Annotated in this window: 9 protein-coding genes and 1 pseudogene; 4 read left to right on the top strand and 6 right to left on the bottom strand. The window is 65.8% G+C overall.

Going from position 1 to position 9,894, the window contains the following annotated elements:
• Positions 1-93 (top strand): annotated as a pseudogene (locus tag ABSF49_RS16940) (ABC transporter); the annotation flags it as partial.
• 349 nt (positions 94-442) lie between these two features.
• Here ABSF49_RS16940 and ABSF49_RS16935 read toward each other — a convergent pair.
• From ABSF49_RS16935 to ABSF49_RS16910, 6 genes are all read right to left on the bottom strand, one after another.
• Positions 443-1,129: a hypothetical protein gene (locus ABSF49_RS16935; protein ID WP_424113828.1), complete on the bottom strand. Its 687-nt coding sequence runs from the start codon at positions 1,127-1,129 to the stop codon at positions 443-445.
• Between the two features lie 256 nt (positions 1,130-1,385).
• Positions 1,386-1,622: a hypothetical protein gene (locus ABSF49_RS16930; RefSeq protein WP_424113827.1), complete on the bottom strand. Its 237-nt coding sequence runs from the start codon at positions 1,620-1,622 to the stop codon at positions 1,386-1,388.
• Between the two features lie 367 nt (positions 1,623-1,989).
• Positions 1,990-2,787, bottom strand: a complete 798-nt coding sequence (locus ABSF49_RS16925) for a hypothetical protein (protein WP_424113826.1) — start codon at positions 2,785-2,787, stop codon at positions 1,990-1,992.
• A gap of 2 nt (positions 2,788-2,789) precedes the next feature.
• Entirely contained in the window at positions 2,790-3,041 is a 252-nt protein-coding gene (locus tag ABSF49_RS16920) for a hypothetical protein (RefSeq protein ID WP_424113825.1), read from the bottom strand.
• 660 nt (positions 3,042-3,701) lie between these two features.
• Entirely contained in the window at positions 3,702-4,259 is a 558-nt protein-coding gene (locus tag ABSF49_RS16915) for a methyltransferase family protein (RefSeq protein WP_424113824.1), read from the bottom strand.
• 14 nt (positions 4,260-4,273) lie between these two features.
• Positions 4,274-4,828: a NifU family protein gene (locus ABSF49_RS16910; protein ID WP_424113823.1), complete on the bottom strand. Its 555-nt coding sequence runs from the start codon at positions 4,826-4,828 to the stop codon at positions 4,274-4,276.
• A 205-nt stretch (positions 4,829-5,033) separates the two neighbouring features.
• Between ABSF49_RS16910 and ABSF49_RS16905 the strand changes: the two genes are divergently transcribed.
• From ABSF49_RS16905 to ABSF49_RS16895, 3 genes are all read left to right on the top strand, one after another.
• Positions 5,034-8,024 (top strand): sarcosine oxidase subunit alpha family protein, encoded by a 2,991-nt coding sequence (locus ABSF49_RS16905; protein ID WP_424113822.1) that lies wholly within the window; start codon positions 5,034-5,036, stop codon positions 8,022-8,024.
• On the top strand, positions 8,014-8,589 hold the full coding sequence (locus tag ABSF49_RS16900) for a sarcosine oxidase subunit gamma (protein ID WP_424113821.1): 576 nt from the start codon (positions 8,014-8,016) through the stop codon (positions 8,587-8,589). Before ABSF49_RS16905 ends, ABSF49_RS16900 begins: the two co-directional genes overlap by 11 nt.
• A gap of 76 nt (positions 8,590-8,665) precedes the next feature.
• Positions 8,666-9,894 (top strand): L-serine ammonia-lyase (locus ABSF49_RS16895; RefSeq protein ID WP_424113820.1); only part of this gene is annotated, 1,229 nt, incomplete at its 3' end.

The raw sequence follows: 9,894 nt of genomic DNA, 5'->3' as shown, positions 1-9,894 counted from the left end.
GTGGCGGCGCTGGTGGCGACCCACAATTTGGATTTGGCGGCGCGGATGGACCGGCGGGTGACGCTGAGGGAGGGGCGGGTGGAGGAGATGTAGGGGAGGGGGGAGAATTTCGGGCGGGCGGGGCACAGAGATCTCAAAGGCCGCGGCGGGTCGAGAAAACTCGACAATCGCAGCCTCTTCGAAAGTCATTCTGATCTGGCGCTCGGCCTGAATGTCTCACGATTTCGCATGACCTCCTGGATGTCTCCTACGGGCTTAGAACGCGTCCAAGTCTATATATTATCTCTCATAAATCGCGCGTACAATCGGTCTTCGTCCAATGTGAACCGAGAGAGATTCTTGAGGGATGTTGTCCCGGTTTCTGAGGCAAAGCCAACACTGGGCCGCGGGTCCCTCAAGAAGAATCATCTACAAGGCGATTAACGCGGCGACTACAACAAGCTTACATTCCGCCCGAGGCGGGGAGTGCGAGGAGTGACCCCGCCTTCGCTATATTGTGCGCGGTGTCAGTAGCAGACCCTTTCGGTCCAATCGTCACGATGACCTCGTCGATCGAATTCCGACTTGCGGTCGCTAACGGAGTCGTCCCGGGTATGTAAGAAACCGGCACCAGCTTCCACGTCGGTCCAATCGATCCCGATGAATCGAGCGTGAACGTGACATCAGTTTGAAGAGTATCCGGCGCTGCGCCCGTATTGACAAATTCTCCCTTTTCTGGATTATTGATAATATTTGGAGTCAACAATGCAACGAAAGCTTCACCAAGCTTTAAATCGCCATCAATCATTAGTCCCGCGTTTGGCGTATTTCGAGCCCCAGTCATTGCGTTGCAGTTGTCCGCCAACGCTTTCTCATCTTGAAGCAAGTCATCTTTAACAGAAAAAGTATAATCAGCCGACAGTTTCCTATTTGCCTCGGCGGAGAAATTTCCTCCGAGACCAAGAATGAACGATCGACCCGTAGTGACGTTACCTCCATGCGCAAAGGTTGTGACGTTATTATGGTAAATAGTTGTATCAGATAATCCAGGAGCTATGACCGTCTTTTCATCAACTGTCAAATTTAGTGTGACTTTTGCGACCGCGCTGTCTAACCACTGGAGATTCTTAATTATCTTGGCTTTCACCATATAACCAGTATCATTTACTTTCAACGCATACGCTGTACATCTCAGCTCGTTTTTTACATGTGCAACAATGTTGACAACAAGTTGATCTGTATCGATAGGTCGCAATGGCGACTGCATACTTGGTGTCTGCAAGCCACATCCAGCGAGAGTTAAGGTAGAACAAAAGGCGCACGTGAATGTGCGCCGGAGTTTCGGTGTCGACGACATTGTCAATTTCCCCCAGTTTGTCTACGCGGCGAGCGTTTCTGCCCGTTTATCAACAGGGACGGAGTTGCTTTTGCAATCCACCCGCACCATCGGAGACCCACACTTCCTGTTGACCATTGATACACGGACCTGTGTGGTAGAGGTCTCCGAGCTTCATCGCGTTGAATTGGCCCGGCATGGTGGCTGCAAGTGCGTTCAGCGCGCTGGTGTGCTTATTCAGCGCTGTCGTATGCGCTTTTAACGCTGCAGTATGCTGATCTGTTTCCGATTTCGCCGTTTTAGCCATCGCCATCTCCCATTTTCTCGCGACAATCCTGGACGACTGTTACGTGTCTGGACGACTGTTACGTGAAATTTCCGCTCATTAACGTCCCCTCACACGGCCAATGCGAACGCCCCGCCATCTCCGGCTGGACCGCCCCGCCACGACGCCCCGATTCACCGCCCCGCAGAGCGTCCGCGCCAAATCGCGATAGGAATCAGCCCGTCGAAGTTCGAGGAGCGCGAGATTTCATCGCTCTTGACGATCGCGAGCGGGCCGCGCCGTCGATCGAGCGAACACCGATCATGAATCTGGACATGAAGGAGGTTATTCCTCATGAATTGCCGCATCTAAACGGCAAAATATGCGCATCGCCGCCTCCATCCGCCCTCTATCCCTCCGCCAGCGCCTTCATCTGAATCTCAAGCTCTTCGACCGTCAGGCCGGCGGGCGTTTTGCCCGTCTTCTCCACCCAAGCGGGGTCGGCGATGGCGTAGACTTCATCAACGTATTTGGCGAAGAACGCCCAGCTCATCGCGTAGTAGGAGCCCCAGGAGATGACGCGCGCGCCGTTGGCGTCGTAGCCGGCGAGCACGACGGCGTGGCCGCCGACGATCGCGGCGTTGCTCGTTTGCACGTCCCACACGGCGGGTGGAATCGCCGGCGAGGGAGGAACGAGATAGGCGGGGACGTTGAAGCCGATGTAGGCGAGTCCACAGTCGGCGATCGTGTCCTTGACGTCGTTGACGTTGCGCGGATCAACTTCAACGAAGGCCAATATCTTTTGCCGGGCCTGTCCCTTGGGGCCGATCGGGGCGCCTTGGTTCAAGAGGTAGGTGAGGACATGCTGTTCGTTCCCCCCGGGGCCTTCGCCGCCGACTCTCGGATTGAAACCGCAGGCGAGAACGTAGAGTTTCTCGACATCGGAATCGGGCTCGGTGTCGATCTTCTTGAGCGCGTTGAAGCTCCACACTTGTATCGCGTGATAGACCGCCGCGCAGGTGCAGTCGCCGAGCGTGTCGTTGAGCATCATGCCTAGATTGGCGGGCATGCCCTTGGTGTAGTCGATACTCACGGGCGGCGTCGGGGGCGTTTGCCCCGCCCGCAGCGCGCTCAAGTGTGGAATGCGCGGGTCGTAGGTCCGCAGGAGCCGTCCGAGTTTGAAGTGATGCGGAGTAGCGTTAGGCATATTCATCTCTTCCCGAATTTGAATCCGGATTGCTCCGATACAGCCTTCATGGTCGCCGCGTATTCGGCCGAGGCTTGAACGATCGCCCAAGTGGCGATCACGCTGGCGGCCGTCGTCAGCCCGACATAGCGGCCGCAAATGCTGTCCGCCGGCGCAACGATCTCTACGCCGAAGCTCGGCGCCGAGAACCGCGCTTGCGGCCCGGATGGGTCAATATTGGAGAAGAAGTCGTCAACGTCGAAGTGTGCGCTCATCACTGCATTTCTCCGAGTCACGATGAAATACTATTTCCGCTCGTGTAACGAGGAATTACGGTGACGCCTTATTGATCGGTGAAATCGTCCCACAAGAACCGGTCATTGAAACAGAGGGCTTGCACCGATTACGCGGTTTGCAAGAACAGTTGCAACAGTCGCCCCGATCCTGTGTCTGTCGGTCGACCCAACAGTGATCATGAACCTCGCCATGACCTCTCTCCCAGATTTTTGTTAAGTTTTGTTAAGGATTACACAACTGCTGGACAATGCAAGTTCAGTTAGAACGATAGCGTTACAGGCGCCTGTTTGTCCGTTACAAAACGGCCGATGTACACGTGGCGCCGCAACAAACTATAAGTACAGTGCGGTTCCACTAAGCTGGTCGTTCGGTGTGCTGCCGAAGTTAGGTCGTCCTGAGCCCGCGAGCCGCCCTCGACAGCGCACTGCGCGTTCGGCTCGCCGACGCGCCGACTGACAACCTCGACCCCGAGACCGCCGACCACGTTTTCGACGCGCTCGCTGCGCCGGCCGAGGCGAGCCGGGTTGCGGCGCTAGCCGGCGCCACCCACAACCTCGATTTGGCCGCTCGTATGGACCGCGGCGCGACGCTGAGGGACCGGCGGGAGGGGCGGGTGGTGGAGATCGGCTGAATTCGGGCTACAGCACGAACGGGATCAGCGCCCGCGTCCGCTCGGCGTAGCGGTCATAGGTGTCGCCGAATTGGCGGCGCATGACGGCTTCCTCGAGCCGTAGCTTGCGCCACAAGGCGACGGCCGCCAGCGCGACGGCGATGACGCCGCGCCATTCGCCGACCGCCAGCGCCGCGCCGGCGAGCGCAACGAGCAGGCCGGTGTAAATCGGGTGTCGAACCCAGCGATAGGGGCCGTCGTCAATCAACTCATGGTCGCGCTTGAGCGTGACGCTCGAGCTCCAATTGTCGGCGAGCCGCGCCCGCGCCCAGAAGGCGAAGGCGAGGCCGGCGAAAGTCAAAGCCAAGCCGAGCGCCGCCGGCCAAAGCGCGGCGGGAACGAAGCGGACGTCGAGCGGGAAGAGCGGCAGGCGCGGCGCGGCAAGCAGAACCACCGCGAGCGTCATCGGCAGATAATGCGCGCGCGACCCTTTCGCCCGCTCGGCGACCGATTTGACGCCGCGCGCCATCGCGATCCAGACAACGATCCAGACCAGCCACAGGATGACGATCGCGGCCGCGATCATCGCTGCGCCGCCCCTTACGCCGGCTCGACCGACTTCACCTGCTCGGGCAGGAAGTGCTTGAGCAGGTTCTCGATGCCGTGGCGCAGCGTCGCGGTCGAGGACGGGCAGCCTGAGCAGGCGCCCTTCATGGTCAGGTAGACGATCCCGTCGCGGAAGCCCTTGAAGACGATGTCGCCGCCGTCGCCGGCGACCGCCGGGCGGACCCGCGTCTCGATCAGCTCCTTGATCGTCTCGACCGTCTCGGAATCCTCGGGGTGGAAGAACTCGTCCTCCGAGGCGGCGGCCGCCCCGGCGAGCACCGGCGCGCCGGAAAGGAAGAACTCGGTGACGATTCCCAGCACCGCCGGCTTGAGCTGGCTCCATTCGCCGTCGCTCTTGGTCACCGAAATGAAGTCGGGGGTGAAGAACACCCCGCCGACGCCTGGCAGCTCCATCAGCGCCTTGGCGAGCGGCGAAGCCTCCGCTTCGGCGGCGTCGCGGGCCTCGAAGGTGCCGGATTCGAGCACCGGGCGGCCCGGCAGGAACTTGAGGGTGGTCGGGTTGGGCGTCGCCTCGGTCTGGATGAACAAGGGCCGGCTCCTGGAAATGAGGTCTGCTGTCCGTGAGATAGGCGCGTGGACGGGCGAGCGCAAGCTCTTGCGCGCGACGATGCGCCGCAAGACCCGAATCCGGATTTCCCCGGCCGGAGCGTTGGGTTAGACAGGATCGCGTCAATGCGGGGATCGTCATGGCCGAAGCTCAGCGCGTCGAAACGGCCGCGCCGGTCGCGCGGCGATGAGCGGCGCCTTCCGGCTGAACGAGGGCGGACGCGTCGACCGCGCCCGGCCGCTGCGCTTCGCCTTCGACGGCAAGGCCTACGTCGGCTGCGCCGGCGACACGCTCGCTTCGGCGCTGATCGCCAACGGCGTCCACCTCGTCGGCCGCTCGTTCAAGCTGCATCGGCCGCGCGGCGTTCTGTCGCTCGGGCCGGAAGAGCCCAACGCGATCGTTTCGCTCGACGCCGGCGACGGCCGCGTCACGCCGAATGCGCGCGCAGCGCAGATCGAGCTTTACGAGGGGCTGAAGGCGTCGAGCCAGAACGCCTGGCCGTCGCGCGAATGGGACGCGCTGTCGCTGGTCGGCCTGTTCGCCGATTTCATGCCGGCCGGCTTCTACTACAAGACCTTCATGCAGCCCCAGGGCGCCTGGGCGAAGCTCTACGAGCCGGCGATCCGCTGGGCGGCCGGGCTCGGCGTCGCGCCGAAGGCCCCCGATCCGGATCATTACGCCTTCGAATACGCCCATTGCGACGTCGCGGTGATCGGCGGCGGGCCGGCGGGCCTCGCCGCGGCGCTTTCCGCCGCGCGCGTCGGCGCGCGCGTGATCCTGTTCGACGATCAGGCCGAATTCGGCGGCTCGCTGCTCGCCGAGACCAAGGCGCGCATCGACGGCGCCGACGCTTCGGTCTGGCTCGCCGCGACGCTCGCCGAACTCGCCGCCTCGCCACGCGTCACGCTGCTGTCGCGCACCCAGGCGTTCGGCCTCTATGCGCAGAACTTCATCGGCGCTCAGCAGCGGCTGACCGACCATCTCGCCGCGCCCGACCCGCGCAGCCCACGCGAGCGGCTGTGGCAGGTGCGCGCCAAACGCATCGTGCTGGCGACCGGCGCGTTCGAGCGTCCGCTGGTCTTTCCCGACAACGACCGGCCGGGGATCATGCTCGCCGAGGCGGCGCGGACGCTTGTCGCACGCTACGGCGTCAAGCCCGGCGCGCGCGTCGTCGTCGCGACGGCGCACGATTCGGCCTATCGCGCCGCGCTCGACCTCGCCGCGGCGGGCGTCGAGATCGCGATGATCGCCGACTTGAGGCCGAGCGCCGATGGCGCGCTGCCGCAAGCGGCGCGCCTCGCCGGGCTGAGGGTCGAGACCAATTCGGCGATCGTCGGTTCTTACGGAACGCGGCGCGTCACCCACGCGCTGATCGCCAAGCGCTGGGCCGACGGTGCGCCAAGCGCCGGCGAAGCCATAGCCTGCGACTGCGTCGCGATGAGCGGCGGCTGGACGGCGAATGTCGCGCTGCACGCGCAGGCGCGCGGACGCATCGCCTTCGACGAGACGGCGCAAGGCTTCCTGCCGGCGAGCCGGGTCGAAGGCCGCCGCTCGGCCGGCGCCTGCCGCGGCGCCTTTTCGCTCGCCGACGCGCTCGCCGACGGCTTCGCCGCCGGAGCGGGGGCGGTGGACGTCGCGCCGCCGCAGCCGCCGCGGGTCGAAGGCGCGGCCACCGCTGCGGGGGGCGCGCTGGCGTTGGCGATCGGCGGGGCGGCCAAGCGCCCCGGCAAATCCTTCGTCGACTTCCACAACGACGTCACCGCGCGCGACCTTATGCTCGCGACGCGCGAAGGCATGCGCTCGATCGAGCACGTCAAGCGCTACACCACCGCCGGCATGGGCGCCGACCAGGGCAAGGCGACCAACCTCAATGCGCTGGCGATCGTGGCGGCGGCGCTCGGCAAGCCGATCGCCGAGGTCGGAACGACGACCTTCCGTCCCCCTTATGCGCCGGTGACGTTCGGCGCCTTCGCCGGGCTTTCGCGCGGCGATCTGTTCGAACCGATCCGCGAGACGCCGCTGCACGGCTGGTCGGCGCGGCGCGGCGCCATCTTCGAAGACGCCGGACAGTGGAAGCGCGCGTCGCGTTTCCCCCAGCCGGGCGAGACGGCGCAAGAGACGCTCGAGCGCGAGTGCCTGGCGACGCGCGCCGCCGCCGGAATCCAGGACGCTTCGACGCTCGGCAAGATCGAGGTCGTCGGCCTCGACGCGGCGGCGTTTCTCGAGCGCCTCTATGTCAACGCGTTCGCCAAGCTTGCGGTCGGGCGCTGCCGCTACGCGCTGATGCTGAGCGAGGACGGCTACGTGATCGACGACGGCGTCGTCATGCGGCTCGCCGAGGATCGTTTCCACGTCACCACCACCACTGGCGGGGCGGGACGCGTCTTCGCCTTGATGGAGGACTACCGGCAGACCGAATGGCCTGAGCTCAAAGTGTGGGCGACGTCGATCACCGAGCAATACGCGACGATCGCGATCAACGGCCCGAAGGCGCGCGAGATTCTGGCGCCGCTGACCGAGGGGATCGACCTTTCGCCCGCCGCCTTCCCGCATATGAGCGTGCGCGAGGGCCGCGTCGCCGGCGCGGCCGCGCGGCTGGCGCGGGTGAGCTTCACCGGCGAGGTCGGCTTCGAGGTCAACGTTCCCGCCGATTGCGGCGAGCGCGCGCTGGAGGCGATCTGGGCCGAGGGCGAGAAGGTCGGCGCGGTCGCCTACGGGCTCGACGCGCTGCACCTGCTGCGGGCCGAGAAAGGCTACATGATCGTCGGCCAGGATACCGACGGCTCGGTGACGCCCGACGATCTCGGCCTCTCGCGCATGGTCGCGACGGCCAAGCCCGATTTCATCGGCAAGCGCTCGCTTTCGCTGCCTGATCTCGCGCGCGCCGGGCGCCGCCAGCTGGTCGGGCTGCTGCCCGAAGACCCCGCCTTCGTCCCCGACGAAGGGGCGCAGATCGTCGCCGCAACGGCGCCGCCGAAGGGCGCCGCCGCGCTCGGCTGGGTGAGCTCGTCCTATTTCAGCCCGACCCTTCAGCGCAGCTTCGCGCTGGCGCTGATCGCCGACGGCCGCAATCGGCTCGGCGAGACTTTGTTCGCCACGACGATGGAGGCGGCGAAGCCGGTCAAGATCGCCGCGCCAATCTTCTATGACATGGAGGGGCGCCGTCTTGAGCTCTGAGGCGACGCCAATCGCCGAACGCCACGCGATCCTCAGCGGCCGCGCCTTGCCCGACAACGATCGCGTCCGCGCCGTCGTCGCGCCGTTCGCCGCGCGCTGGATCCTGCGCGGCGGAGCGGAGGTCAGCGCGCCTGCCGGCGCCGCCTTCGGCGCGCCGCCGCCGCTCGAGCCGTTGCGCGCGGCCGCCGAAGGCGCGCGCGCCGCGCTGTGGCTCGGGCCGGACGAGTGGCTGCTGATCGCCGAGGACGACGAGCCGGGCCTCGGCGCCGCGGTCGAGGCTGCGCTCGCCGGTTTTCCGCATGCGCTCACCGACGTTTCGCACCGCCAATGCGCGATCGAGCTTTCGGGCCCCGGCGCGGCGCGGCTGCTCAACGCCGGCGTGCCGCTCGACCTCGATGTCGAGGCGTTTCCTGTCGGCATGGTCGCGCGCACGCTGCTGCTGAAGGCCGAGATCACGCTGTGGCGGCGCGAGGCGGAGCGCTTCCGGCTCGAGGTCGCGCGCTCCTTCGCGCCTTACGTCGCCGCGGTCCTCACCGCCTCGGCGCGCGACCAGGCGGCAGGCTGACCTCAATCACCGCCATTGCGCTCGGCGGCCGGCGGCGGCAATGTCGTCGTCTCGGCTACCTCGCGGCAAGGGCCCTTTGATCAGCGTCTTCGACCTCTTCAAGATCGGCCTCGGGCCGTCTTCGTCGCATACGGTCGGGCCGATGAAGGCGGCGGCGGTCTTCGCCGACGCGCTCGCCGCCGACGGCGCGCTGGCGCGGGTCGAAAGCGTGCGCGTCACGCTCTTTGGCTCGCTCGCCTTCACCGGCAAAGGTCACGCCACCGACAAGGCGGCGATGCTCGGCCTCAGCGGCGAGCGGCCGGAAAGCGTCAATCCCGACCGCGCCGAAGCCTTGGTCGTCGAGGTCGCCGCGCGCAGGACGCTGCGGCTCGCGGGCCGCAAGCCGATCGCTTTCGATCCCGCCACCGACATCGTCTTCGACGTCGTCAATGCGCCGCCGCGACACCCCAACACACTCGCGTTCTCGGCGCGCGACGCCATCGGCGCGATCGTCGCCGAAGAGCGCTGGCTGTCGATCGGCGGCGGCTTCGTCCAGCGCGAGGACGAAGAGCCGGCGACGGCGACGGCGGAGGCGACGACGCCTTACGCGTTCGCCAATGCGGCCGAGCTCTTGAAGCGCGCCGCCGGCGCCGGCATGACGATCGCCGAGCTGATGCGCGCCAACGAGCGCGCGGTCAGCGGCGCCGTCAATCTCGACGCGCGGCTCGACCGGATTCTCGCGACGATGCTCGGCGCGATCGATCGCGGCCTCAAGCGGGAGGGGCCGTTGCCGGGCGGGCTCGCCGTCAGCCGCCGCGCCAAGGCGATCCACGACAAGCTGGTCGCCGACGCCGGCCGCAACGCGCGCGCCGCGCACGAGATCATGGATTACGTTGCGGTCTACGCGATGGCGGTCAACGAGGAGAACGCCGCCGGCGGCCGCGTCGTCACCGCGCCGACCAACGGCGCCGCGGGCGTTATGCCCGCCGTGCTGCGCTACTATCGCGACCATTGCGTCGGCGCGTCGCCGGAGGGCGTGCGGACCATGCTGCTGACGGCGGCGGCGATCGGCGCCTTGTTCAAGCTCAACGCGTCGATCTCCGGCGCCGAGGTCGGCTGCCAGGGCGAAGTCGGAGTCGCTTCGTCGATGGCGGCGGCGGGGCTTTGCGCCGCGCTCGGGGGCGCAAACAGCCAGATCGAGAACGCGGCCGAGATCGCGATGGAGCATCACCTCGGCATGACTTGCGATCCGATCGGCGGGTTGGTGCAGATTCCCTGCATCGAGCGCAACGCCTTCGGCGCGATCAAGGCGATCGCCGCCGCTTC

Origin of the sequence: Roseiarcus sp. (assembly GCF_049514155.1) — a bacterium.
GTDB lineage: Bacteria > Pseudomonadota > Alphaproteobacteria > Rhizobiales > Beijerinckiaceae > Roseiarcus.
The sequence above is the reverse complement of the archived record's forward strand: the minus strand, read 5'-3'. Positions and strand labels throughout refer to the sequence as shown.

What these genes read in the sequence shown, in the direction of transcription:
- ABSF49_RS16905 (WP_424113822.1), top strand. Translation starts at nt 5,034, where the DNA reads ATGAGCGGCGCCTTCCGGCTGAACGAGGGCGGACGCGTCGACCGCGCC.
- ABSF49_RS16935 (WP_424113828.1), bottom strand. Translation starts at nt 1,129, where the DNA reads ATGGTGAAAGCCAAGATAATTAAGAATCTCCAGTGGTTAGACAGCGCG.
- ABSF49_RS16915 (WP_424113824.1), bottom strand. Translation starts at nt 4,259, where the DNA reads ATGATCGCGGCCGCGATCGTCATCCTGTGGCTGGTCTGGATCGTTGTC.
- ABSF49_RS16925 (WP_424113826.1), bottom strand. Translation starts at nt 2,787, where the DNA reads ATGCCTAACGCTACTCCGCATCACTTCAAACTCGGACGGCTCCTGCGG.
- ABSF49_RS16920 (WP_424113825.1), bottom strand. Translation starts at nt 3,041, where the DNA reads ATGAGCGCACACTTCGACGTTGACGACTTCTTCTCCAATATTGACCCA.
- ABSF49_RS16930 (WP_424113827.1), bottom strand. Translation starts at nt 1,622, where the DNA reads ATGGCTAAAACGGCGAAATCGGAAACAGATCAGCATACTGCAGCGTTA.